Below are 23,465 nucleotides of genomic sequence, written 5' to 3'. Positions count from 1 at the left end.
ACTTTTCCCTGCACAGCGGGGTAGTTCACCCGGCTTACGACGGGCAGCAGGTGACACTCGCGGCAATACGGACACGTCTCATCACCCACAAGAGTGAGGGCGGAGATGAGACGAGATGGCATCGCTGTGACTGGCGTGAAACAGCGTAGGCGAACACACCTGCGTCTGTCCGCCGAATGAGAACGTAGGCTTCCTTCCATGGCTATGAAGCGCTCGGGCGGGGGTCCCACGGTGACCCGGCAGGCCGCGAAGTTCCTCGGCGTCAGCATGCTCTCCGGAGTGGTGCTGGCGGGTCTGGCCCTGCCGGGCATCGGCGCGTTCGGCCTGGCGGCCAAGGGGTCGGTGGAGGGCTTCGACGAGATTCCGGCGAACCTCAAGACTCCGCCGCTCAGCCAGCGCACCACGATCCTGGACGCCCAGGGCGGCGAGATAGCGAAGGTCTACTCGCGCGACCGCACGGTGGTGCCGCTGAACGAGATCTCCCCCTACATGCAGAAGGCGCTCGTCGCGATCGAGGACTCGCGCTATTACGAGCACGGTGCGGTCGACCTCAAGGGCGTGCTCCGCGCGCTCAACAAGAACGCCCAGTCCGGCGGCGTCTCGGAGGGCGCCTCCACGCTCACCCAGCAGTACGTCAAGAACGTCTTCATCGAGGAGGCCGGCGACGACCCCGACAAGGTCGCCGTGGCCACGCAGCAGACCCTCGGCCGCAAGGTCAAGGAGCTGAAGTACGCCATCCAGGTCGAGAAGGAACTCGGCAAGGAGCGGATCCTCAACAACTACCTGAACATCACCTTCTTCGGGCAGCAGGCCTACGGGGTCGAGGCCGCCTCCCAGCGCTACTTCAGCAAGCACGCCAAGGACCTCACCCTCGGCGAGTCCGCGCTGCTGGCCGGCATCGTCCAGTCCCCGAGCCGCTACGACCCGGTCAACGCCCCCAAGGAGGCCACCAAGCGCCGCAACACCGTGCTCCAGCGGATGGCGGAGCTGAAGAACATCACCCCGGAGGAGGCCGCCGCCGAGCAGGCCAAGCCGCTGACCCTCAAGGTCAGCCGGCCCAAGAGCGGCTGCATCACGGCCGTCGACGGCGCGGGCTTCTTCTGCGACTACGTCCGCGAGACCTTCCTCCAGGACCCGGCCTTCGGCAAGACCAAGGAGGCCCGGGCCAAGCGCTGGAACGAGGGCGGCATGACCATCCGCACCACCCTCGACCCACAGACCCAGAAGTCGATCCAGAAGTCGATCACCGACCACGTCTACCAGAGCGACTCGGTGGCGACCGCCGTGACGATCGTCGAGCCCGGCAGCGGCAAGATCCTCGGCATGGGCCAGTCCCGCCCGTACGGCTTCGGCGAGCACCAGACGCAGATCAACTTCTCCGCGGACCACGCCATGGGCGGATCCAACTACGGCTTCCAGGTCGGCTCGACCTTCAAGCCGATCCTCGCGGCCGCCGCCCTGGAGGAGGGCATCTCGCCCGGCAAGACGTACTCCTCGCCGTACTCGATGCCCTACCCGAGCCAGGTCGACACCTGCGGCAAACCCTGGAAGAACAGCGGCGGCGAGACCGTCAACAACGAGAACAGCAGCGAGCACGGCCCGTACGGGATGAAGGAGGCGACCGCGAAGTCGGTCAACACCTACTTCATCCAGATGATCGAGGACATCGGCATCTGCCCGGTGACCAAGATGGCGGACAAGCTGGGCGTGAAGCCCGCCGACGGCAGCAAGCTGGAGCAGGTGCCGTCGATCGCCCTGGGCACCGAGGGCATGTCCCCGCTCACCATGGCCTCCGCCTACGCCGCCTTCGCCAACCACGGCACGTACTGCACGCCCGTCATCGTCGAGTCGGCCACCGGCCCCGACGGCAAGGCGCTGCGGGTGCCGAAGACGAAGTGCTCGCAGGCCATGTCCGAGCAGACCGCCGACACCGTCAACAGCCTCCTCCAGGGCGTGATCGAGGACGGCACCGGCAAGGAGGCCGGGCTCTCCGGCCGCGACAGCGCCGGCAAGACGGGCACGACGGACGAGCGCAAGGCCGCCTGGTTCGTCGGCTACACCCCCAACATGGCGGGTGCGGTCTGGGTCGGCGGCCCGGGCAGCAAGAAGGTGGAGATGGAGAACATCACCATCGGCGGCGTCTACCACGACAAGGTCTACGGCGCCGACACCCCCGGCCCCATCTGGCGCGACGCCATGACCGGCGCGCTCGACGGGAAGGACGCGCCGACGTTCGGCGGCGGGGCGGTCACCGACCCGGACCGGGCCACCGGCGCGGACAAGGGCGGCGACAAGACCGGTGACAAGCGGGATCCGGGCCGGGGCAACCGCAAGCCCGGCACGAACAAGCCGGGCTCCGGCAGGACCGGCAACGCCAAGCCCGACGGCAGCAAGCCCGACCAGGACCAGCAGGGCGGCATCTCGCTCCCGCCGGGCCTGATCGGCGGCGAGACCAGCGGCAACAAGCAGCACTAGCCGCACACCGCGCACAAACGAGGGGCGCCCGGACCGTCACGGTCCGGGCGCCCCTCCTCGTTCGTACGCTCGTCAGCCCGCGAGGAGCCGCTTGACCTCACCGGCCACGCGGCCGCCCTCGGCGCGGTCGCCGACCTTGGGCTTCACGATCTTCATGACGGCGCCCATGGCCTGAGGCCCCTCGGCACCGCCGGCCTTGGCCTCGGCCACCGCCGCCGCGACGATCGCGGTCAGCTCCTCGTCCGACAGCTGCTGCGGCAGGTACCCGGCGAGGATCTCGCCCTCGGCGCGCTCGCGCTCGGCGGAGTCGGCCCGGCCGCCCTTGTCGAAGGCCTCGGCGGCCTCGCGGCGCTTCTTCGCCTCGCGCACGATGACCTTCAGCACCTCGTCGTCGGACAGCTCACGGGCCTGCTTGCCCGCGGTCTCCTCGTAGGCGACGGCGGACAGGGTGAGACGGAGGGTGGAGGAGCGCAGCTCGTCGCGCGCCTTGATGGCGGCCGTGAGGTCGTCGTGGAGCTTGGACTTCAGCGTGGTCATGCCGCAATCTTCGCATCCCGCCCCGCGGGGTGCCTCGTATTAACGGCCGGGACGCGGCCCGCGCAGCACCGTACGGACCTTCCGCGGGCACCCGGCGGGCAGCCGGCGAGGACCTTGCGGAGGCCTTGCGGATGCCTTGCGGATGCCCTGCGGATGCCCTGCGGAGGCAACTCCCTTGTACGCCCCGGCCGGTGGCCCGGCACCCCGTGCGATCTGCGACGATGGCAGCATGCGAGCGCGATACGGAGTACCCCTGGGCATCACGGCGGTCGGCGCGGCCGGCCTCGCCTATGCCGCCGGCATTGAAGTCCGTTCCTTCCGGCTGCGCCGGATCACCGTGCCGGTGCTGCCCTCCGGCATGCGGCCGCTGCGGGTGCTCCAGGTCTCCGACATCCACATGGTCGGCGGTCAGCGCAAGAAGCAGCGCTGGCTCCAGTCGCTCGCCGGGCTCCGCCCCGACTTCGTCATCAACACGGGCGACAACCTCTCCGACCCGGAGGGCGTGCCCGAGACCCTCGACGCACTCGGCCCGCTGATGCGCTTCCCGGGCGCCTACGTCTTCGGCTCCAACGACTACTACGGCCCCAGGCTGCGCAACCCCGCCCTCTACCTGCTGGAGCGGGCCACCGGGCGGCACGGCCTGAACGGCAACGCCCCGGTCGTCGGCGCGATCCACAACCCGTGGGAAGAGCTGCGCGACGGCTTCGACGCGGCGGGCTGGGTCAACCTCACCAACACCCGCGGCACCCTCAAGATCGACGGCATGGAAATCGCCCTCACCGGCCTCGACGACCCGCACATCAAGCGGGACCGGTACGAGCACGTGGCCGGCGGCCCCAAGGCCGGCGCCGACTTCTCCATGGCCGTCGTGCACGCCCCCTACCTGCGGGTTCTGGACGCCTTCACGGCCGACCGCTACCCGCTGATCCTCGCCGGGCACACCCACGGCGGCCAGCTGTGCATCCCCTTCTACGGGGCGCTGGTCACCAACTGCGACATCGACGCCCGGCGGGTGAAGGGCCTCTCCACCCACCTCGCCGGCGGCCACCGCTCCTATCTGCACGTCTCAGCGGGCTGCGGCACCAACCGCTACACCCCGGTCCGCTTCGCCTGCCCGCCCGAGGCCACGCTGCTCACGCTCGTCCCCCGCGACTGACCTGAGGGCTCCTTGGAGCCCACACGTACGGTGGGGGGATGACCGACCCGATTTCCCCCACCACCACGCGGACCGGCCTGCCCGATACGGAGCACACCCCCGCACCGGCGGCGGCCCCGACGGGCCGCCGCCCCTTCGCAGCGGCCTTCCGCGCCTGCGTGGCCCTGGCAGCGCTCACCGGCATCGTGCTGGACTCGATCGACTCCACCGACCTGGGCCGGCTCTTCAGCTACTTCACGATCCAGTCCAACATCCTGCTGGCCGCCGCCTTCGCCTGGTCCGCCCACCGCGCCTGGACCGGACGCCCCGCCCTCTCCCCGCGGATCACGGGCGGCGCGCTGCTCTACATCTCCATCACGGGTCTCGTCTTCCACTTCGTGCTGTCGAACGACGCCAGCGGCTTCGCCATGACGAGCCAGCGCACCCCGCTCGAATCGATCGCCAACCACCTCCTCCACACCGTGACCCCGCTCGCGGCCGCCCTCGACTGGCTCCTGCTCACCGCCCCCGGCGGCTTCCTCCTGCGGCACGCCGGGCAGTGGCTGGTCTACCCCCTCCTCTACCTCCCCTTCGCCCTGCTCCGCGGCGCCCTCCTCGACCCGGGCACCGACGGCCGCTACCCGTACCCCTTTCTGGACGTCGACCTCCACGGCTACGCGGGCATCCTCGGCAACGCCGTCGTCTTCGGTCTGGCCTTCTACGGACTGGCCCTCACGCTCGTCCTCCTCGACCGCATACGCCCCCGGCCGCTCGGCCGCCCGAATCGGATTTCGCCTACAGGCCCCGGTCGGCTAAAGTAGTCCTCGTTGCACCGGGGCCCGGGAAAAACGGGAACCGGCCGCACATCGGGGTGTAGCGCAGCTTGGCAGCGCGCTTCGTTCGGGACGAAGAGGTCGTGGGTTCAAATCCCGCCACCCCGACAGCTGAAACAGCAGGTCAAGGGCCTGGCTCTCTCTGAGAGCCAGGCCCTTCCTGTATTTCCGGCGATCATTCGGGAGAGACCCGGGAGAGGATCCTGGAATCCGTCTCCCGGCCGGGCAAGCGATCGAGCGCCGCGGCCTGTGACGCAGGGCACATCGCCCGCCGGGTATTCAGGGCTTCGCGCCGTCGGTGGTCTCCGCGTGGCTTCGGTTTCAGATGAACACCATGCCGGCCAGACCGAGGTAGATGCCGCTGGTCAGGTAGGACAGGCGGCGGGCGCGGCGTGAGGTCCCGCGGAGGGGGCCGGCGAGTGCGGCGCCGACGAGGGCGTAGCAGAGGTCCAGGGCGAGGGCGATGGACAGGAAGACCACGCCGAGCACCAGCATGCGGGCCCGGGTGTCCGCAGGGGCCAGGCCGGTGGGCAGGAACTGCGGGAGGAAGGCCAGGAAGAAGAGGACGACCTTGGGGTTGAACAGGTTGACGAGGACCGCGTCGCAGTAGACCCGGAGCAGCCGGCGTCGAGCGGGACGGCCAGCGGCGTCGGCGGCGCCGTCAGCGGGGGGCGGACGGCGGAGCAGCGCGCGTACGCCCAGACAGGCGAGGTAGCCGGCGCCCGCGTAGCGCAGGACGGTGAAGACGAGCGGGTGGTCGGCGATGAGCGTCGCCAGTCCGCAGACGGCGGCCACGACGTGGAGGAGCGTGCCGGTCTCCACGCCGAGGGCCGAGACGATGCCTGCCCGCCGCCCGTCCTGCGCGCTGCGCGTGACGATGTAGATCAGGTTGGGCCCGGGCACGGCGATCAGGATCAGCGAGGCCAGGACGAAGGCGGCGAGTGAGGTCATCCGCGTTCCAGTGCCGTGTGCAGCAGGCCGAGGGGCGGGGCCCCGAGGTCGAACAGGGCACTGTGGAAACGGCGGAGCGAGAAGTCGCCGCCCCAGCGCGCCACGGCCTGCTCGCGCAGGTCGAGGATGGCGAACTTGCCCCAGGTGTAACGGCCGTAGGTGGGGTCGAACAGCCCGCGCTGGGCCTCGTGCAAGGCTGCGGGACCGGCCAGCGAGACGTCCTCGGTGAACCGCGCCGCCGCATCCGCCAGGGTCATGGATCCGGTGTGCAGTCCGATCGCGCAGGCGAAGCGGGTGACCCTGCGCAGCGCGTCCTGGGCGACCGCGACGGCGACACGGGGGTCGCCGTCGCGGAAGCCCTCTTCCAGGGCCAGTTCCTCGCAGTAGTGGGCCCAGCCTTCGATGAAGGCATCGGAGTGGAGCGTGCGGCGGACATCGGTCGCCGCCCGGCGCAGTGCCCTGCCGTGGCTGGCGTGCCCGGGTGCCACCTCGTGGATGGCCATGTTGGGCATCAGGGTCCGGTTGAAGCCGGTCGACAGCCACTGGTCGCTCTCCGCCTTCGTCCAGCCGGTGTCCGGGAGGGTGACGCGGAAGCTGCTGGGTGCGTCGGCCTCGTGGGGCGCGGCTGCGAAGAGGCCGGCCAGTGCCCGGCGCTGGGATTCGGGCATCGGCTGGACGTCCACCTCGACGTCGTGGTGGGGCACCAGATCGTGCCGGGCGGTCCAGGCGACCGTCTCGTCGACGAGCACTGCGAACTCGTCCAGCAGGTTGTCGGCGTCGGGGTGGTCGGCCTGGAGGGCCCGCAGGGTGCCGGCGGGCGTGGCCTTGGGGTCGATGCGGCGCAGCGACTCGTCGAGCAGCGCACGCAGACGGTCCCGTTCCGCGTCCACCCTGGCGGACGTGGCGGCGAGGTCGACGGTGCAGGCATCGGCCGCGCCGAGGAGCCGGGCGAGAGCGGGGCCGCCGAGCGCCGCCGACGCCGGGCCTTCGGCGGCGGCCCGCTCCAGGTGGGTCAGGAGCCGGGCGTGCGCCCGGCCGGCGGCGGCGTGGTCGGGGCCGCCCTGGGGGTCGAGAAAGGCGGCCAGTCCACGGGCGAGCGGCAGCGCGGCACCGGCCAGCGCCGCGGGCACCCGGTCCAGCGCCTCGACCGCCGCGTCCACGGCGTCCGGCCACTGGCGCAAGTGGGCCGACCGGGCGACGTCCCGCTCGGGCTGAGGCGCGTAGGAGCGGTCGTAGCCGGACAGGTCCAGGTTCTCGATGTGCCACAGGGGGTTGCTGCGGTGCAGTTCGAGCTCGCCGAAGCGGACTCGGAGGGCTTCCTCGGCAGCCGCTGCGTGGGCCTCGTCGTGCGGGTCCGGGTAGGGCTCGGTGCAGGCGGGGCCGCCGAGGGCGGCGAGACCGCGGCGCACTCCGTCCGGGGACAGGTCCTGAACGGTTCCGTCGTACTCGTGCCGTCCCGCGCTGTCTCTCGCGGCGACGACGGAGAGGTCGCAGATGGCTGCCAGCCGAGGGTCAAGGGATGCGGTGGATGTCATGCCGTTAGCCTCTGGCCTCGGCGGTTCGTACTCCCGTGCCAATGGAGGGAAAAGTGGACCGGAATCGTGAGACGTCCGAGCCGGCCGAGCTGATCGACCTGCTGGGCGACTGGAGTTCGGCCGAGGGGCCGCTGTACCGGCGGCTCACCGAAGCGTTCGTCCGAGCCGTACGGTCCGGGGACCTGCGCACCGGTGACCGCCTGCCGCCCGAACGGCGGCTCGCCGACGCCCTCTCCGTCAGCCGGGCGACGGTGGTCGCCGCCTACGACGCGCTGCGCGGGTCGGGCCTGGTCGAGACCCGCCGGGGCAGCGGCACGCGGGTGTCGGGAGGAGCCGCGGCCCAGCGGGCCCCGGTGGACGGGCGGGTGCGCGGCGGCCAGGCCACCGCGGTGATCCAGCGGCTGGTGGCACAGCCGCCGGACGTCATCTCGCTGGGGCAGGCGGCCGAGGCCGGGGGGCCGGACCTGGCCGGGGCGCTGCTCGACCTCGTCCGCGAGGACCTGCCCGGGCTCCTCCTCGACGCGGGCTACCACCCGGCCGGACTCCCCGCGCTGCGGGCGGCGATCGCCGCCCACCACACCGCGCACGGCCTGCCGACCGTGCCCGGCCAGGTGGTGGTGACGACCGGTGCCACGCAGGCCGTCACCCTGAGCGCCCAGCTGTCCCTCGGACGAGGGTCGACCACGATCGTGGAGTCCCCCGGCTGGCCGGGCTGCCTGGACGCCCTCAGAGCGGCCGGCTCACGGCTGGTCGGCGTCGAGCTCGACTCCGACGGCATCCGGATCGACCGGCTCGCCGCCGCGCTCGCCGCACACCGGCCCGCGCTGCTCTACCTCATGCCGACCTACCACAACCCCACCGGCACCCTGATGTCCGCCGGACGCCGCCGCCGGGTGGCCGAACTCGCCGCCGAACACGGCGTCACCATCCTCGAGGACAGCGCCCACGCAGCGGCTCTCGCGCCCGGGCAGGCTCCGCCTCCGATCGCCGCACACCCTGCCGGGGGCACCGTGCTGACGGTGGGTTCGCTGGCCAAGGCGGTATGGGGCGGTCTGCGGATCGGCTGGATCCGCGCGCCGCAGGACGCCGTGGCGCGCCTGGCCCGGCTCAAGGCGCTCGACGACCTCGGCAGCCCGCTCCTCGACCAGGCCCTCGCCGCCCGGCTCCTCCCCGCGCTCCCGGCCCTCGCACCCGAGCGGGACCGCATCCTCCGCGAGCGGCTCGCCACCATGACCCGGCTGCTGGCCGAGCAGCTTCCGGACTGGCGCTGGCAGGCACCGCAGGGAGGCTCCGTCCTGTGGGTCCGGTTGCCTCCGGGCACGGACGCCCGGATCTACGCGCAGGTGGCACTGCGCCATGGCGCGGAGGTCATCCCGGGCGCCACGACGGATGCGACCGGCGCCCACGACGACTACATCCGCCTCCCCTACTCCTTCGCCCCGGAGACCGCGGCAGAACTGGTCGGCCGCCTCTCGGCGGCCTGGGCCGCACTGCCTCGGAGCGGTGGCTGCTGAGGCGGCCGATCCGGGTCGAAGAAGCGACGGAGAAGCGACGAAGAAGCAGGGGGAGCGGCGAGGATCGCCCAACACTTGCTACATTGCGCAACTATGCAACCCGGAATGCCCACGGCAGACCAGCGGGCCGCCTCTCCGCGCGACGGTGCGCGGCCCCCGGAAGAACCGGCCGCGCCGCGGCCGCTCGCGCAGGGAGCGCCGCGGGTGCCGGCCCCGCGGGGCCGGGCGGCGGCCCGCGGCAGGAGAAGCGGAAGATCGCGGGCGCAGGCCCGCAGGGCGGCCCTGACCGCTCTGGTCGCCCTGGTGCTGCCGGTGGCCGGGATCGCCGTGGACGAGCTGACCGGCTCCTCGCCCGGGTGGGCCTTCGTGGTCACGGCGGCCGCCGGGGCGGCCCTGGCGGCCACGACCTGCTCGCGGGCGGGCGCCTGGTGGGTGGCGTACGCCCCGCCGCTGGTGGTGGCGCCGGTCACGGTGATCGCCGAGCAGCTGTCCGGCGGGGCCGGGGCCCACGGCAAAAAGCTCGCAACCGCGGCGGTGCACTGGGCGGTTGACGCCTTCCCGGCCATGGCGGCGGCCGAGGCCGCCGTCCTCGCGGTGCTGGTCGTCCGGGGGATCCGGTCCCGGCGGAGTTCGAGGAGGAACGGTGCGTGAGGAACAGGGCGCCCGGAGGCGCGGCAGGGCGGGGCGGCGCCGGGGCGGCGGGCGGACGCCGAAGGCAGTCGTCACCGGGCGGATCGTGGCCGGTCTCGCCTCCGCCGCCGTCCTGGCGACCAGCGGGGTCTCCTGGGCCGCGTACCACTGGATCACCAACGGCTTGAACACCTCCGACGCCCTCGACAAGGTCCGGCGGAACGCGCCCAAGCACCTCGACGACTCGGTCAACCTGCTGCTCATAGGTCTCGACTCCCGCAAGGACATGAACGGCAACGACCTGCCGAAGGAGTTCGTCCAGGACCAGCTGCACGCGGGGTCGAGCGACATCGGGTACTACAACACCAACACCCTGATCCTGATGCACATCCCCGCCGACGGCGGAAAGGTGCAGGCGTTCTCCATCCCCCGGGACGACTACGTCCAGACCTTCAACGGCGACGGCTCGTCCCAGGGGCACTACAAGATCAAGGAGGCCTACTCCAACGCCTACACCGGCGCCCGCGAGCGGCTCTACAAGCAGGGCGTCCGCGGGGACGGGCTGGAGGCGCAGAGCCGGGAGGCGGGCAGGGAGGCGACGCTGGCGACCGTGCAGAGCTTCCTCGGGGTGCCGATCGACCACTTCGCCGAGGTCAATCTGCTGGGGTTCTACGACATCGCCAAGGTGCTCCAGCCGATCCAGGTGTGCCTGAAGCACCCGGTCCACGACCGCTACTCCGGTGCCGACTTCCCCGCCGGGCTGCAGGAGGTGAACCCCAAGCAGGCACTGGCCTTCGTCCGTCAGCGGCACGGGCTGGACGGCGGCGACCTGGACCGGACCCACCGGCAGCAGGCGTTCCTCTCCTCCGTCACCCACAAGCTCAGGACGCAGGGCGTCTTCGACGACCTGGGCAAGCTGCAGGGCCTGTTCGGGGTGGTGAAGAAGGACCTGGTCATCGACAGCAGGCTGAACGTGATCGACTTCGCCCAGCAGGCCACCAACCTCACCGGCGGCAAGGTCGAGTTCAACACCCTGCCGACCGAAGGGTCCGCCACGCGCAACAACGAGGACGTGGAACTCGTCGACCAGGACAAGGTCCGGGCCCTCGTGCAGGCGAAGATCGGCCGCGGCGGCCCGCCCCCGGCGCCGGGCACGAGCAGCGCGCAGCCGTCCGCTTCGGCGCAGGCGGCGCAGGCGGCGCAGGCCACCGTGGACGTCCTCAACGGCTCCGGCAGGACGGGGGCCGCCGCCGACGAACTCAAGGCCCTGGCGGCCGCGGGGTACACCGCGGGCCGGACGGACAACACCGCGGCGCAGGACCGGACCACCGTCGTCTACGGCGAGGGCGCGCAGGACGCGGCGCGGCGGATAGCGAGCGGCCTGGGCGTCACCGCCGCTCCCCTCACCAGCTCGTCCGTCCCGGCCGGGCACGTCCAGGTCGTCCTGGGCCGGGGCTTCACCGGACCCACCGCCGGCCCGGCCGGCTCCCCGGGCCCGGAGGCCTCCCCGTCCGGCCCGCCGCCGTCGGTGTCGGTGTCGGACGGCGACTTCGCGGGCGAGCCGGTGAAGGAAGGCGGCATTCCCTGCGTCAACTGAACGCCGTGCCGCGCACAGCGGCCCCTTGATCACCCATCGGTCGCTCGCCTGATCACTCATCCGAGGTCGTGATCGTGAACTCTTCGTTCGTACGTACGCCCGTCGTCCGCCCGGCGATCCGCCTGTGGGACCGTTCCTCGCCGCTGCGGCGCCTGGACTGGGTGATGCTGGGCGCGATACTGCTCCTGGGCGGCACGGGCGCGCTGCTGGCCTGGTCGGCGACCCGCTACCGGCAGGAGGCCCTGGGCGCGGACCCGGAGTTCTTCCTCGAGCGGCATCTGCTCAACCTGGGCCTCGGGCTGGCCCTGTGCGCCGCCGTCTCCGCGGTCGACTACCGCAGGCTGCGCGGGTACGCGCCGTTTCTCTACGGGGCGGCCCTGCTGTTCCTCGCCACGGTGCTGACTCCGCTGGCCAGCACGGTCAACGGAGCCCACTCCTGGATCGTTCTCGGCGGCGGCTTCTCGCTCCAGCCCTCGGAGTTCGTCAAGCCGGCCCTGGTGATGGTGCTGGCGGCACTGCTGGCCGAGCCGGGCGAGAACCACGATGCGGGCGCACCCGCCACCCGCCGGGTGCCGGCCGTCCTGGCCCTGGTGGCGCTGCCCGCGGCCGTCATCATGGCCAGCCACGAACTCGGCACCAGTCTGGTCCTGATGGCCATTGCTGCGGGCATGCTGTTCGCGTCCGGGGTGTCCGGCCGCAAGCTGGCCGTTCTGGGTGCCCTCGCGGGGGCAGCCGCCGTCGTGGCGGTCGAGCTGCACCTGCTCAGCACATACCAGCTCAATCGCTTCGCGTCCTTCGCCGACCCCGCGCTCGACCCGGCGGGGGTCGGGTACAACACCCATCAGGCCCGGATCGCGATCGGCTCGGGCGGTCTGCTCGGCCAGGGGCTCTTCCACGGCTACCAGACCAACGGCGGCTTCGTTCCCGAGCAGCAGACCGACTTCGTCTTCACGGTCGCCGGTGAGGAACTCGGCTTCCTGGGGGCGAGCGCGGTCATCGCCCTCCTCGGTCTGGTCCTGTGGCGCGCACTGCGCATCGCGCGGCGCGCGGGCGACACGTACGCCACGCTGCTGGCCGTCGGCGTCGTGTGCTGGCTGGCCTTCCAGTCGTTCGAGAACATCGGGATGACGCTGGGCATCATGCCCGTCGCCGGCATTCCCCTGCCGTTCGTGTCCTACGGCGGGTCCTCGATGTTCGCCGTCTGCATCGCGGTCGGGCTCCTGCAGTCCGTACGGATGGTCTCGTCCCGCCCCCGCAGCATTTGAGCCAACCGCCGGGCCAACCGTCAAGAATTGGCCACCACTTGGGCAAGCGGCGGCCATGCGACGGCAAGAAGACGGTGCGGTCGCCGAGTGTTCACCTTTCACACCTCCCGCACAGCCGTTCGGCAGTGATGTCATGTCCGCGTCTGCCCGGAATCGGTCCGGGTCCACCACGCGGAGCCCCCCATGAACTCCATACCCCCGCGCCTTCCGCGGCGCCTCGCCGCGACGGCGGCCTCCCTCGCCCTCACCACCGTCACGCTCGCCGTGACGGGCACCGGCACCGCCCACGCGACCGTCCGGCCCCACCCGCGCTCCCTGGCGAGCTGCAGCCAGGACCGTCTGCCGCTGCCCGACCCCACGTGCCAGCCCGGCGCGTACAACCCCGACGTCACCCAGGACACCATCGACAGCACGATCTGCGTCCCCGGATGGACCAAGACCGTGCGTCCGCCGGTCTCGTACACCACACCGCTGAAGATCCGTCAGATCGGCGAGTACGGCTACAGCGACACCGACACCGCCGATTACGAGGAGGACCACCTGGTGCCCCTCGAACTGGGCGGGGCGCCCAAGGACCCGAAGAACCTCTGGCCCGAGCCCCGCTACGCCGATCAGCCCGCCGCCGACAAGGACAGCGTCGAGAACCGGCTCAAGACCGCCGTCTGCAACCGCACCGTCACCCTGGACGCGGCCCGCAGCGCCATCGCGACCGACTGGACCACCGCGCTGGACAAGCTCGGGCTCGGCTGACCCGCACGGCACGCCCTTCGTTGCGCCCTTCGTCGCGCCCTTCGCCCGGGACCGGCTCAGTGGACCGCCTGGCGGCGCAGCCGGCCGGGGGTCGTGGCGAGGCGCTCCTTCAGGAGCGTGGCGAGCGTCGTCGCGTTCTCGTAGCCCACGCGGCGGGCCACCGCGTCGGTCGGCAGGTCCGTGGTGCGCAGCAGGTGTGCGGCCTGTTCGAGGCGGACGCTCTGGGCGAACCGCAGGGGTGAGACGCCCAGCACGCGGTCCAGGGAGCGCTGGAGGGTGCGCTCGCTGGTGCCGAGTGCACGGGCCGCATCGGCGATGCGCAGGGGGCGGTCGAGGTGCTTGCGCAGCCAGCGCTCGTAGGAGCCGACGGTGGGGTCGGCGCGGGCCAGGTGGCTGGGCAGGGCGTAACTCGCCTGCGTGGGGCGGCTGTCGGCCACCAGATAGCGCGCCGTGAGGTCGGCGAGGGCGGGGCTGACGCGCCGGACGAGACAGAGGGCGAGGTCCAGGTGGGCCATGGCGGCTCCGGCCGTGGTGATGCCGTCGGCGTGGGCGAGCAGGCGGGTCTCGTCCAGGTCCACCCGGGGGTAGCGCTGCCGGAAGGCCGGTGCCAGCCACCAACTGGTGGTCGCCAGCAGCCCGTCCAGCACTCCGCTCTCGGCGAGCACGAAGGTGCCCGTACAGGCGGCGGCCAGCGGCACGCCCTCGGCGCGGGTGCGCGCGACCGCCTCGCACACCTGCCGCTGCGCGGGCGCGCCCAGCCACTCGGCGAGCGACTTCGGCGGCCTGCGGCCGACGCCCGGGACGACCAGCAGGCCCAGGCTGCCGACCGTGCCGGGGTCGACGGTCTCCACGACGTGCCCGGCGGCCGTGCGCACCGGGCCGCGCGGGGCGACGCAGCTCACCCGCCACGGCGGCGGAGGCTGCGGAAGCTCGCTGCGCAGCTCGTTGGCGGTCCGAAGGACGTCCAGTACCGAGGCGAGGCCGGAATCGAAGACTCCGTCGACGACCAGCACCGAGATCTTCATGCCGGGAACGGTATGGCGCGCGCCGTCCGCGCCACCGGGGCGCCACTCCGGCCGTCCATAAGTTGATCACATCGGCCGACATTCCGGCCGGTCGTCGCTCACCCGGGGTCCGGCCATCGGCGGGAGCCCGCCCCTCGACCGGGTGAGCGAGTTGTTCACAACCGCCGGGTAATCCACAGGCTGTGGCGCTCACCCACGAGCTGTCAGCCATTCGGCGCAGAATGGGGGGCATGACTGAGAGCAACGGGTCCCCGCGGGGCGATACGGCCATGCCCGACTGGGAGATGCGCTTCCGGGCGCCGCGCGTGGGGCTGCCGAAATGGGCGGAGGACGCGCCGGACCGGGCGCTGTTCACGTCGAACGCCACGGGCACCTTCGAGTTGTACGCCTGGGACCGGGCCACCGGCGGGCAGCGGCAGGTCACCGACCGGCCGAACGGCACGACGGGCGGGGTGCTCTCGCCCGACGGCGAGTGGATCTGGTGGTTCTCGGACACCGACGGGGACGAGTTCGGCGTCTGGGTGCGGCAGCCGTTCCACGGCGGGGAGGACGAGCCGGCCACGCCCGGCCTCGAGCCCTCGTACCCGGACGGGCTGGCCCTGGGCCGGGACGGCACGGCGGTCGTCGGACGGTCCACGGACAAGGGCGGCTCGTCGGTGCACGTCGTGCGGCCCGGGCACGAGCCGGTGGAGATCTACCGGCACCCGCAGTCCGTGGGCGTCGCCGACCTCTCCCGTGACGGCTCGCTCATAGCGATCGAGCACACCGAGCACGGCGACGCGATGCACTACGCGATCCGGGTCGTCCGGACGGACGGCACCACGGTGGGCGAGCTGGACGACACCCGGGGCGGCACCGAGGAGCTGGGCCTGTCCGCGATGGGCTTCGCCCCGGTCGAGGGGGACTCCCGGCTGCTCGTCGGGCACCAGCGGCGCGGCCGCTGGGAGCCGATGCTGTGGGACGCGGTGACGGGCGAGGAGACCACGCTCGCCATCGACCTGCCCGGCGACCTGGACGCCGACTGGTATCCGGACGGCACCGCCCTGCTGATCGACCACAGCCACCAGGCACGCAGCGAGCTGTGGCGGTACGAGCTGGCCGGCGGCGAGCTGACCCGCCTCGACACCCCCTCGGGCACGGTCTCCGGGGCGCTCCCCCGCCCGGACGGGACGGTGGAGTTCCTGTGGTCCTCCGCCGCCAAGCCCCCGGTGGTGCGGTCCACGGCCGGGCACGTCGTACTGGACCCGCCGGCGCCGCCGCACGGCACGGCGCAGGCCCCGGACTCCGTGCCGGTGACCGACGCCTGGGTCGAGGGGCCGGGCGGCAAGGTGCACGCGCTGGTGCAGAAGCCCGCGGGCGAGGGCCCGTTCCCGACCGTCTTCGACATCCACGGCGGCCCGACCTGGCACGACAGCGACGCCTTCGCCGCCGCCCCGGCGGCCTGGGTGGACCACGGGTACGCGGTCGTGCGCGTCAACTACCGCGGCTCCACGGGCTACGGGCGCGCCTGGACGGACGCCCTCAAGCACCGCGTCGGCCTGATCGAGCTGGAGGACATCGCGGCGGTGCGGGAGTGGGCCGTGGCCTCCGGCCTCGCCGACCCCGAGCGGCTGGTGCTGGCGGGCGGCTCGTGGGGCGGCTATCTGACGCTGCTGGGCCTGGGCACCCAGCCCGGAGCCTGGGCGCTGGGGCTGGCCGCGGTGCCGGTCGCGGACTACGTCACGGCCTACCACGACGAGATGGAGGCGCTGAAGGCCCTGGACCGCACCCTGCTGGGCGGCACGCCGGAGGAGGTGCCCGAGCGCTTCGCGGCCTCGTCACCGCTGACGTACGTCGACCAGGTCCGGGCGCCCGTCTACATCTCCGCCGGGGTGAACGACCCGCGCTGCCCGATACGCCAGATCGAGAACTACGTGGAGCGGCTCGAGCAGCGCGGCCACCCGCACGAGGTGTACCGGTACGACGCGGGCCACGGCTCGCTGGTGGTGGAGGAGCGGATCAAGCAGCTCCGGATGGAGATCGCGTTTGCCGATCGCCATCTGGGCCGTCACCGGGACGGCCGGGGCCTTCCAGGTCCTCGGGGCTGATCCCCAGCGCGAGATCCCGGGCGGCCTCGGCCTCTCGGCGGAACAGCCGGAACCACATGAAGACGACGAAGCCCGCGAAGACGAACCACTCGCCGGTGTAGCCGAGGTTCTGGAACGCCTTGAGGTCCAGGCCGCTGTTGGGGGCGGCGGCCGCGGGCACCGCGGTCAGGGGCGCCGCGGCCTTCGACACGGTGACCCACGCGTCGTACACGTCGTACGGCACGAGGTTGACCAGCGAGGCGGCGCTGATCACACCGAGCTGGCCGGCGGGCAGCCCGCCCGCCGCCCGCACGCCCTTGGAGGTGGGGCTCTCCGAGGACTGCAGCGCCCCGGTCACGGTGACCCGGCCGGCCGGCGGGGCCGGGATCCCGGCGGTGTCGGCCCTGGACCCGGCGTCGCCGGGCAGCCAGCCCCGGACGACGGGCAGCGCCTTGCCGCCGTCGGTGCGCAGCATGGTCAGGACGTAGAAGCCCTTGCGCTCGTCCAGGTCCCGGTCGGGGACGAGCAGTTGGTGCTCGGTGTCGTACCGCCCGGACGCACTGGCCTGCCGGCCGGAGGTCTCGGTGCTCACGGGCAGCAGGTCGCCCAGCGGTGCCGCGGCGGAGGTGCGGGCGTCCTCGGCCTGGGTCTGCTGCTCCCGGTGCGAGTCGACCCGCGTCTCGAAGCGACCGAGCTGCCAGCTGCCCATGAACAGGCAGAACGGGATGGCCAGCACGGTGAACACGTTGATCCCCCACCAGCGGGGAGTCAGCAGGAACCGATACACACCACCACGGTACGGGCACGCCGACGACGGCAGTCCGGCGGGGCGGGGGCGGGGGGCAGGGGGAGGGGCGGGAGGGGGGTGGGGGCGGGGGGAGCCCCCCCCAAGGCCCGAGGAATGCCCGAGGCCCGAGGCCCAAGGCCCAGAGCCCCAAGTTCCCGTGAGCCCTACTTCTCCGGTGCCTCCGTCAGGGGGCCCGTGCGGTAGACCGTGCCTGCGCAGGCGTCCGGGATGGTCGTCTCCACGGCCTTGGGCTCGCCCACGTCCGGGGTGTGGCTGAGGACGACGCTCGCCGGGGGGCTGGGCGGAGGGGTGTCCTGCGGCTGCGGCTTCTCCGCGGCCGCCGTTCCGGGGGCCGCCGAGGGGGAGGCCGACGCCGGGGTGGCGGAGGTGACGCCCGCGGGCCTGGAGCAGCCGCTGGGGCCGCCGTTGGCGGACGGGATCCAGGCGAACTTGATCTCGTACGCCTGGCCGGGCTGCAGGATCACCTGGCTGGGCTCGGTGGCCGGGTCGGGCAGGCCGGGGGCGGCGTCGCCCGCCGTGTGGTCCACGACCGAGACCCGCGAGCTCTCCGCACCGCCCTTGGGGTGGGCGATGACCTCGCCGGGGCCGCCGACCGTGCAGACGGACCGGGAGACGTTGACGACCCGGAAGGCGCCGTAGACGCGGCCGTTCTTGTCGGCGGGGCCGACCGAGCCGACGCCCTGGCCGAGCTGGTCGCGGTCGCACGTCGGCGAGGCCGCGGCCAGGGTCGGGCCGGGGTCGGCCGTCGTGCCGCCGCCCGCCGAGCCCATGGGGCCCGAGGTGCCGCCGTCCTGCTTGCGGTCCTTGCCCTTCGGCTTCTCGCCGTGCCTGCTCTCGCCCGGGCCGGCGGCGTCGCCGTCCCCCGTGCCGGAGTCGTCCGTGCCGACCGGGTCCCGGGGGTGTCCGTCGACCGTGTCGTGCGGGTGCCGGTGGCTGCTGGCGGCGTTGGCCGGGCGGTCCTCGGCGGTGCTGCTGCCGGTGGTGGCGGCGTGGATGAGGACGGGCAGCGCGCTGGCACCCAGGAGCACCGCGGCAGCGGCTCCCACGACGGCCTGCCGCCGCCGGGTGCGCCGGGCCGGGACGGCGCTCCGCAGCCGCTCCAGCGCATCGGCGGAGGGCTCCAGGTCGCCGACGGCCCCCTGGAGGAGCCGGCGCAGCGCCTGCTCGTCGAGCGCCCGCTCGTCCAGCCGGTCGGCATCACCGGGCACGCCGGTCACGCCGGGCTCGCCGGGTCCGTCGAAGCTCCCGGATCCGGCGAAGAGCCCGGACTTGTCGAAGTGCTCGAAGGGTTCGAAGGGTTCGGGGCGGCGGCCGTCGCGGCCCTCGCCGTCCCGGTGGCCGTACCCGCCGTCGGACCCGTCTGCGTCCCGGTTTTCGGGCATGCCGGAACCGCCCGGTTCGCGGTGGCTCATACCGGCGCCTCCATGGCGATCCGGAGCGCAGCGATGCCCCGCGAGCCGTATGCCTTGACCGAGCCCAGCGAAAGGCCCAGGGTCTCGGCGACCTGGGCCTCGGTCATGTCGGCGAAGTAGCGCAGGACCAGGACCTCACGCTGGCGACGCTGCAGTCCACGCATCGCTTTGATCAATTGGTCGCGCTCCAGCTGTTCGTACGCCCCCTCCTCGGCACTCGCCATGTCGGGCATCGGCTTGGACAGCAGCTTCAGTCCGAGGATGCGGCGGCGGAGGGCGGAGCGGGACAGGTTGACGACAGTCTGCCGCAAGTAGGCAAGGGTCTTCTCCGGGTCCCGCACGCGGTTGCGCGCGGAGTGCACCCGGATGAACGCCTCCTGCACCACGTCCTCGCAGGAGGCGGTGTCGTCGAGGAGGAGAGCGGCGAGGCCGAGCAGCGACCGGTAGTGGGCGCGGTAGGTCTCGGTGAGGTGGTCGACTGTGGTGCCCGCTGCCATCGCCTCGTCAGCGCCCCGACGATGCGCGGGCGCCTGCGGAGGCACATGGGGGGACACGCCGGGAGCCGTCTGCGGGGGCGGCGAGACCTGCCCGGGGCGTGCGGCGGACCAGGGGGCGATCACCGGCATACCGCCCGTCGATCCGGAACGCGGACGCACCGGGGCGCTGCTGCGCCTCGGGACGGTTGCGATGCTGATGACCTCTGCCACGCCTGTTGGACACGCTTCCCCCCGTCAGGGTTGTACGCGCAAGGCATCGCGGTGGCGATTGATGACGCGTCGGTCGACTTCGCGCCATGTGCCCTCATGCGTACCAGCTCTTCCTCAATGCCCCGTATTTGGTACCGCCGCGAGAGACGGCAACAAAGACGCTCCCCGCCCGGGCTGCGGTTGCAGATGGGCGGGGAGCGAATCCTCGAACAGATCGTCTGCCCAGTTCAAGAGGTCTGGACCAACGAGTTGATCACAACAAGTTGGTCACAGCTCCTTCACGCTTCCTCCAAGTATTACGGAGGGCTCAGCTCTGCCGCCACGGCTTCCGCGATCTGCGCCGCGTTGAGGGCCGCGCCCTTCCGGAGATTGTCTCCGCAGACGAAGAAGTCGAGCGCGGCGGGGTCGTCCGGCGCGCGCCGCACCCGCCCCACCCACGCCGGATCGGTGCCCACCGCGTCCGCGGGCGTGGGGAACTCCCCCTCGGCCGGGCTGTCGCACAGCACCACGCCCGGCGCGTTGGCCAGGATCTCGTGCGCCCGCTCGACCGTCACCTCGTTCTCGAACCGCGCGTGCACGCTGAGCGAGTCGGTGGTGATCACGGGCACGCGCACACAGGTCGCGCTCACGCGCAGGTCCGGCAGTCCGAGGATCTTGCGCGACTCGGCGCGGATCCCCAGCTCCTCGGAGGACCAGCCGTCCGCCTCGAGCGAGCCCGCCCAGGGCACGACGTTCAGCGCCACCGGCGCCGGGAACGGCCCCGTGCCGTCGCCCACCGCCCGCCGGACGTCCCCGGGCTGCGTGCCCAGCTCCGTACCGGCGACCGCCGCGAGCTGCGCGCGGAGCGCCTCCACACCCGCCCTGCCCGCACCCGAGACCGCCTGGTACGAGGAGACGACCAGCTCGCTCAGCCCGAACGCGGCGTGCAGGGCGCCCACCGCGACGATCATCGGCAGCGTCGTGCAGCCGGGGCCGGCGACGATCCCGCGCGGGCGGACCCGGGCGGCGTGCGCATTCACTTCGGGCACGACCAGCGGGACCTCCGGGTCCATCCGGAACGCGGCCGAGTTGTCCACGACCACCGCGCCCTTGGCCACGGCGATCGGCGCCCACCGCGCGGAGACCTCGTCCGGCACGTCGAAAACCGCGACGTCGACGCCCTGGAACACGTCCTCGTCCAGCGCGAGGACCTCGGTCTCCTCGCCCCGGACGGTCAGCTTCCGGCCCGCCGAACGCGGGGAGGCAATCAGCCGGATCTCGCCCCATATGTCTGCGTGCTGGGAGAGGATCCCCAGCAGCACGCCGCCGACGACGCCGGTCGCCCCGACGACGGCGAGCGTGGGCCGGCCGGCCCGGTCGGCACCGGGCCCGCCGGCCGCGGGGGCACCACCCGGCAGCCCCGGCACCCCGCCCGCAGGGCGGCTGCCGGAGCCGTCCGGATGGCCGGCCGTCATCGGCCGGTGCCTCCGTAGACGACCGCCTCGTCGTTCTCGCTGTCCAGGCCGAAGGCCGTGTGGACGGCGCGGACGGCTTCGTTCACGTCGTCGGCACGGGTGACGACCGAGATGCGGATCTCGGAGGTCGAGATCAGCTCGATGTTCACCCCGGCGTTCGACAGCGCCTCGAAGAACGTGGCCGTGACGCCCGGGTTGGTCTTCATCCCGGCACCGACCAGCGAAATCTTGGCGATCTGGTCGTCGTAGCGCAGCGAGTCGAAGCCCACGCCCGGCTTCGTCTTCTCCAGCGCCTCGATCGCCTTGTGGCCCTCGGTCTTCGGGAGGGTGAAGGAGATGTCGGTCAGCCCGGTGGACGCCGCCGAGACGTTCTGGACGACCATGTCGATGTTGATGTCGGCGTCCGCGATCGCGCGGAAGATCGTCGCGGCCTCGCCCGGCTTGTCGGGCACACCGACGACCGTGACCTTGGCCTCGGAGGTGTCGTGCGCGACACCGGAGATGATCGCCTGCTCCATCGGCTGGTCCCCTTGCGGCTCGTTGCTGACCCAGGTGCCCTTCAGCCCGGAGAAGGACGAACGGACGTGGATCGGGATGTTGTAACGGCGTGCGTACTCGACGCAGCGGTGCAGCAGCACCTTGGAGCCGGAGCTGGCCAGCTCCAGCATGTCCTCGAACGCGATCCAGTCGATCTTGCGGGCCTTCTTCACGACCCGCGGGTCGGCGGTGAAGACGCCGTCGACGTCCGTGTAGATCTCGCAGACCTCGGCGTTCAGCGCGGCCGCCAGGGCGACGGCGGTGGTGTCGCTGCCGCCCCGGCCCAGGGTGGTGATGTCCTTCTTGTCCTGGGACACACCCTGGAAGCCGGCCACGATCGCGATGTTGCCCGCGTCGACGGACTGCTGGATCCGGCCCGGCGTGACATCGATGATGCGCGCTTTGTTGTGGACCGAGTCGGTGATGACCCCGGCCTGGCTGCCGGTGAACGACTGTGCCTCGTGACCGAGGTTTTTGATCGCCATCGCCAGCAGGGCCATGGAGATCCGTTCTCCGGCGGTCAGCAGCATGTCGAACTCGCGCCCGGCAGGAATCGGGGAAACCTGCGCGGCGAGATCGATCAACTCGTCCGTCGTGTCGCCCATCGCGGAAACCACGACGACCACCTGGTGGCCGTTCTTCTTGGCTTCCACGACTCGCTTGGCGACCCGCTTGATGCCCTCGGCATCGGCAACGGAGGAGCCTCCGTACTTCTGCACGACAAGGCCCACGTGCGCTCCTCGCAGCTATACGTATGCGTAAATGCGGTCGGGACCGAGTCTAACGAGGGCCGGGAATCGGCCCCGGGCATACCGCATGGTGAGACCGGCGGCCCCGGAACCGGGGGCCGGTCAGCCGAGCCAGGTCGGCCCGGGTCGGGACGCGGTCCGGATCAGGACGTGGCCCGGATCAGGACCCCTTCGTCTTCGCCTTCGCCTTCGTCTTCGTTTTCGTCCGCAGCCCCATCGGCCCGCCGATCTCCGCGGCCATGACCCGCCCGGCCTCCTCGGCCAGCTGCTCCTCCGTGCCGACCGCGTCCGTGTCCAGCCCGTCCAGCTCGTCCAGCGGCTGGTCGAGGCGGACGTGCGCGACGAGCGACTGGAGGGCGCGCAGACAGGCGGAGGCCGTCGGGCCCCAGTTCGACAGGTAGGAGAACTGCCACCACCACAGGGCCTCGGTGACCCGGCCGTCGCGGTAGTGGGCCATGCCGTGCCGCAGGTCGGTGATGATGTCCGCGAGGTCGTCGGAGATGCGCGACGCCACGGGCATGGTCCGCGGGACGTACGGGTCGAAGACCTCCGAGTAGACGTCGACCGGGTCGAGCATGGCCGCGAAGCGCTCGCGCAGCTCGTCGACGTCCGGCTCGGGGCCGACGTCGGGCTCGTACCGCTCGTCCGGGACGAAGTCCTCGTGCGCACCCAGCCGGCCGCCGGTCAGCAGCAGCTGCGAGACCTCCAGCAGCAGGAAGGGAACGGCGCTGGCGGGCTCGTCACCGCGGGACACCTCGGTGACGGCCACGATGAAGCTCTCGATCGAATCCGCGAGAGAGACCGCGAAGTCGTCCGGGTCGCGCTTCGCATCGTGCAGGGTTGCGTCAGACATCGAGAAGTCTTCTCCCTTCGAAGGCACGCCCGAGCGTGACCTCGTCGGCGTATTCGAGATCCCCGCCCACAGGCAGCCCGCTGGCCAGCCTGGTGACCTTCAGCCCCATGGGCTTGACCATACGCGCGAGGTACGTGGCCGTGGCCTCGCCCTCGAGGTTGGGGTCCGTGGCCAGGATCAGCTCGGTGACCGAGCCGTCCGCCAGCCTGGCCAGCAGCTCACGGATGCGGAGGTCGTCCGGGCCCACGCCCTCGATGGGGCTGATCGCCCCGCCGAGCACGTGGTACCGGCCACGGAACTCCCGCGTCCGCTCAATCGCGACGACGTCCTTGGGCTCCTCCACGACGCAGATGACGGCAGGGTCGCGGCGCGGGTCCTGGCAGACCCGGCACCGCTCCTCCTGCGCCACGTTGCCACAGACCGCGCAGAACCGGACCTTCTCCTTCACCTCGGTCAGCGCGTGAGCCAGCCGACGGACGTCGGCCGGTTCGGCCTGGAGGATGTGGAAGGCGATCCGCTGCGCGCTCTTGGGACCGACGCCGGGCAGCCTGCCCAGCTCGTCGATGAGGTCCTGGACCACGCCTTCGTACACGGACCGGGTTCTCCTTCGGGGTCAGAGGTCTGCGGAGGGA

The 23,465-nt window shown here is 72.1% G+C and carries 20 protein-coding genes and 1 tRNA gene; 10 read left to right on the top strand and 11 right to left on the bottom strand.

The window, feature by feature from the left end:
• Positions 1–198: 198 nt before the first annotated feature.
• Positions 199–2,475, top strand: coding sequence for a transglycosylase domain-containing protein (locus tag AC1Z4A_RS16700; RefSeq protein ID WP_483679730.1), 2,277 nt, complete (start codon positions 199–201; stop codon positions 2,473–2,475).
• Positions 2,476–2,547: 72 nt separating this feature from the next.
• On the opposite strand, the gene AC1Z4A_RS16695 is transcribed toward AC1Z4A_RS16700, so the two are convergent.
• On the bottom strand, positions 2,548–3,012 hold the full coding sequence (locus AC1Z4A_RS16695) for a GatB/YqeY domain-containing protein (protein ID WP_483679729.1): 465 nt from the start codon (positions 3,010–3,012) through the stop codon (positions 2,548–2,550).
• 229 nt (positions 3,013–3,241) lie between these two features.
• Between AC1Z4A_RS16695 and AC1Z4A_RS16690 the strand changes: the two genes are divergently transcribed.
• The 3 genes from AC1Z4A_RS16690 to AC1Z4A_RS16680 all read left to right on the top strand — a co-directional run bounded on the left by AC1Z4A_RS16690 (position 3,242) and on the right by AC1Z4A_RS16680 (position 5,088).
• A complete protein-coding gene (locus tag AC1Z4A_RS16690; protein ID WP_483679728.1) occupies positions 3,242–4,168 on the top strand; it encodes a metallophosphoesterase in 927 nt (308 codons plus the stop codon).
• A 38-nt stretch (positions 4,169–4,206) separates the two neighbouring features.
• A complete protein-coding gene (locus AC1Z4A_RS16685) occupies positions 4,207–4,968 on the top strand; it encodes a Pr6Pr family membrane protein (RefSeq protein WP_483679727.1) in 762 nt (253 codons plus the stop codon).
• Between the two features lie 46 nt (positions 4,969–5,014).
• Positions 5,015–5,088 (top strand) — tRNA-Pro (locus tag AC1Z4A_RS16680).
• Positions 5,089–5,301: 213 nt separating this feature from the next.
• Here AC1Z4A_RS16680 and AC1Z4A_RS16675 read toward each other — a convergent pair.
• Complete coding sequence (locus AC1Z4A_RS16675; RefSeq protein WP_483679725.1) at positions 5,302–5,931, bottom strand: LysE family translocator; 630 nt, start codon at positions 5,929–5,931, stop codon at positions 5,302–5,304.
• Positions 5,928–7,466: a DUF885 family protein gene (locus tag AC1Z4A_RS16670; RefSeq protein WP_483679724.1), complete on the bottom strand. Its 1,539-nt coding sequence runs from the start codon at positions 7,464–7,466 to the stop codon at positions 5,928–5,930. Before AC1Z4A_RS16670 ends, AC1Z4A_RS16675 begins: the two co-directional genes overlap by 4 nt.
• 53 nt (positions 7,467–7,519) lie before the next feature.
• Between AC1Z4A_RS16670 and AC1Z4A_RS16665 the strand changes: the two genes are divergently transcribed.
• The 5 genes from AC1Z4A_RS16665 (at position 7,520) to AC1Z4A_RS16645 (ending at position 13,222) form a co-directional block, all read left to right on the top strand.
• Positions 7,520–8,980, top strand: coding sequence for an aminotransferase-like domain-containing protein (locus AC1Z4A_RS16665; protein ID WP_483679722.1), 1,461 nt, complete (start codon positions 7,520–7,522; stop codon positions 8,978–8,980).
• A gap of 105 nt (positions 8,981–9,085) precedes the next feature.
• Positions 9,086–9,631, top strand: a complete 546-nt coding sequence (locus AC1Z4A_RS16660; protein WP_483679721.1) for a DUF6542 domain-containing protein — start codon at positions 9,086–9,088, stop codon at positions 9,629–9,631.
• Positions 9,624–11,207 carry an LCP family protein gene (locus AC1Z4A_RS16655; protein ID WP_483679720.1) on the top strand — a complete coding sequence of 528 codons (1,584 nt, stop codon included), beginning with the start codon at positions 9,624–9,626 and terminating at the stop codon, positions 11,205–11,207. Before AC1Z4A_RS16660 ends, AC1Z4A_RS16655 begins: the two co-directional genes overlap by 8 nt.
• A gap of 74 nt (positions 11,208–11,281) precedes the next feature.
• Positions 11,282–12,472, top strand: a complete 1,191-nt coding sequence (gene rodA, locus AC1Z4A_RS16650) for a rod shape-determining protein RodA (RefSeq protein WP_483679718.1) — start codon at positions 11,282–11,284, stop codon at positions 12,470–12,472.
• A 183-nt stretch (positions 12,473–12,655) separates the two neighbouring features.
• The gene (locus AC1Z4A_RS16645; RefSeq protein WP_483679717.1) at positions 12,656–13,222 is read left to right on the top strand and encodes a hypothetical protein; all 567 of its coding nucleotides are present in this window, start codon (positions 12,656–12,658) and stop codon (positions 13,220–13,222) included.
• A 56-nt stretch (positions 13,223–13,278) separates the two neighbouring features.
• Here the strand turns inward: AC1Z4A_RS16645 and AC1Z4A_RS16640 are convergent, their stop codons facing one another.
• Complete coding sequence (locus tag AC1Z4A_RS16640) at positions 13,279–14,247, bottom strand: GlxA family transcriptional regulator (RefSeq protein ID WP_483679715.1); 969 nt, start codon at positions 14,245–14,247, stop codon at positions 13,279–13,281.
• A 269-nt stretch (positions 14,248–14,516) separates the two neighbouring features.
• Between AC1Z4A_RS16640 and AC1Z4A_RS16635 the strand changes: the two genes are divergently transcribed.
• The gene (locus AC1Z4A_RS16635) at positions 14,517–16,334 is read left to right on the top strand and encodes a S9 family peptidase (RefSeq protein WP_483683612.1); all 1,818 of its coding nucleotides are present in this window, start codon (positions 14,517–14,519) and stop codon (positions 16,332–16,334) included.
• Here the strand turns inward: AC1Z4A_RS16635 and AC1Z4A_RS16630 are convergent.
• From AC1Z4A_RS16630 to recR, 7 genes are all read right to left on the bottom strand, one after another.
• Positions 16,246–17,100, bottom strand: a complete 855-nt coding sequence (locus AC1Z4A_RS16630) for an SURF1 family protein (protein WP_483679713.1) — start codon at positions 17,098–17,100, stop codon at positions 16,246–16,248. The two genes, AC1Z4A_RS16635 and AC1Z4A_RS16630, sit on opposite strands and share 89 nt — an antisense overlap.
• A 164-nt stretch (positions 17,101–17,264) precedes the next feature.
• The gene (locus tag AC1Z4A_RS16625) at positions 17,265–18,533 is read right to left on the bottom strand and encodes a hypothetical protein (protein WP_483679711.1); all 1,269 of its coding nucleotides are present in this window, start codon (positions 18,531–18,533) and stop codon (positions 17,265–17,267) included.
• The gene (locus AC1Z4A_RS16620; RefSeq protein WP_483679709.1) at positions 18,530–19,240 is read right to left on the bottom strand and encodes a SigE family RNA polymerase sigma factor; all 711 of its coding nucleotides are present in this window, start codon (positions 19,238–19,240) and stop codon (positions 18,530–18,532) included. The genes AC1Z4A_RS16625 and AC1Z4A_RS16620 overlap by 4 nt, the downstream gene beginning before the upstream one ends.
• A 296-nt stretch (positions 19,241–19,536) precedes the next feature.
• Positions 19,537–20,694 (bottom strand): aspartate-semialdehyde dehydrogenase, encoded by a 1,158-nt coding sequence (locus tag AC1Z4A_RS16615; protein ID WP_483679707.1) that lies wholly within the window; start codon positions 20,692–20,694, stop codon positions 19,537–19,539.
• Entirely contained in the window at positions 20,691–21,962 is a 1,272-nt protein-coding gene (locus AC1Z4A_RS16610) for an aspartate kinase (protein WP_483679705.1), read from the bottom strand. The genes AC1Z4A_RS16615 and AC1Z4A_RS16610 overlap by 4 nt, the downstream gene beginning before the upstream one ends.
• 178 nt (positions 21,963–22,140) lie before the next feature.
• Complete coding sequence (locus AC1Z4A_RS16605; protein WP_483679704.1) at positions 22,141–22,833, bottom strand: DUF5063 domain-containing protein; 693 nt, start codon at positions 22,831–22,833, stop codon at positions 22,141–22,143.
• Positions 22,826–23,425, bottom strand: coding sequence for a recombination mediator RecR (recR, locus tag AC1Z4A_RS16600; RefSeq protein WP_483679702.1), 600 nt, complete (start codon positions 23,423–23,425; stop codon positions 22,826–22,828). Before recR ends, AC1Z4A_RS16605 begins: the two co-directional genes overlap by 8 nt.
• Between the last annotated feature and the right edge of the window lie 40 nt (positions 23,426–23,465).

The organism is Streptomyces sp. 17_S59, assembly GCF_056930295.1.
Note: the sequence above shows the minus strand (reverse complement) of the source record. Positions and strands in the feature narration are given on the sequence as shown.

Bases quoted from the DNA above. Each gene is read 5' to 3' on its own strand.
- AC1Z4A_RS16700 (WP_483679730.1), top strand. From the start codon at position 199: ATGGCTATGAAGCGCTCGGGCGGGGGTCCCACGGTGACCCGGCAGGCC.
- AC1Z4A_RS16695 (WP_483679729.1), bottom strand. From the start codon at position 3,012: ATGACCACGCTGAAGTCCAAGCTCCACGACGACCTCACGGCCGCCATC.
- AC1Z4A_RS16690 (WP_483679728.1), top strand. From the start codon at position 3,242: ATGCGAGCGCGATACGGAGTACCCCTGGGCATCACGGCGGTCGGCGCG.
- AC1Z4A_RS16685 (WP_483679727.1), top strand. From the start codon at position 4,207: ATGACCGACCCGATTTCCCCCACCACCACGCGGACCGGCCTGCCCGAT.
- AC1Z4A_RS16675 (WP_483679725.1), bottom strand. From the start codon at position 5,931: ATGACCTCACTCGCCGCCTTCGTCCTGGCCTCGCTGATCCTGATCGCC.
- AC1Z4A_RS16670 (WP_483679724.1), bottom strand. From the start codon at position 7,466: ATGACATCCACCGCATCCCTTGACCCTCGGCTGGCAGCCATCTGCGAC.
- AC1Z4A_RS16660 (WP_483679721.1), top strand. From the start codon at position 9,086: ATGCCCACGGCAGACCAGCGGGCCGCCTCTCCGCGCGACGGTGCGCGG.
- AC1Z4A_RS16645 (WP_483679717.1), top strand. From the start codon at position 12,656: ATGAACTCCATACCCCCGCGCCTTCCGCGGCGCCTCGCCGCGACGGCG.
- AC1Z4A_RS16640 (WP_483679715.1), bottom strand. From the start codon at position 14,247: ATGAAGATCTCGGTGCTGGTCGTCGACGGAGTCTTCGATTCCGGCCTC.
- AC1Z4A_RS16635 (WP_483683612.1), top strand. From the start codon at position 14,517: ATGCCCGACTGGGAGATGCGCTTCCGGGCGCCGCGCGTGGGGCTGCCG.
- AC1Z4A_RS16625 (WP_483679711.1), bottom strand. From the start codon at position 18,533: ATGAGCCACCGCGAACCGGGCGGTTCCGGCATGCCCGAAAACCGGGAC.
- AC1Z4A_RS16615 (WP_483679707.1), bottom strand. From the start codon at position 20,694: ATGACGGCCGGCCATCCGGACGGCTCCGGCAGCCGCCCTGCGGGCGGG.
- AC1Z4A_RS16605 (WP_483679704.1), bottom strand. From the start codon at position 22,833: ATGTCTGACGCAACCCTGCACGATGCGAAGCGCGACCCGGACGACTTC.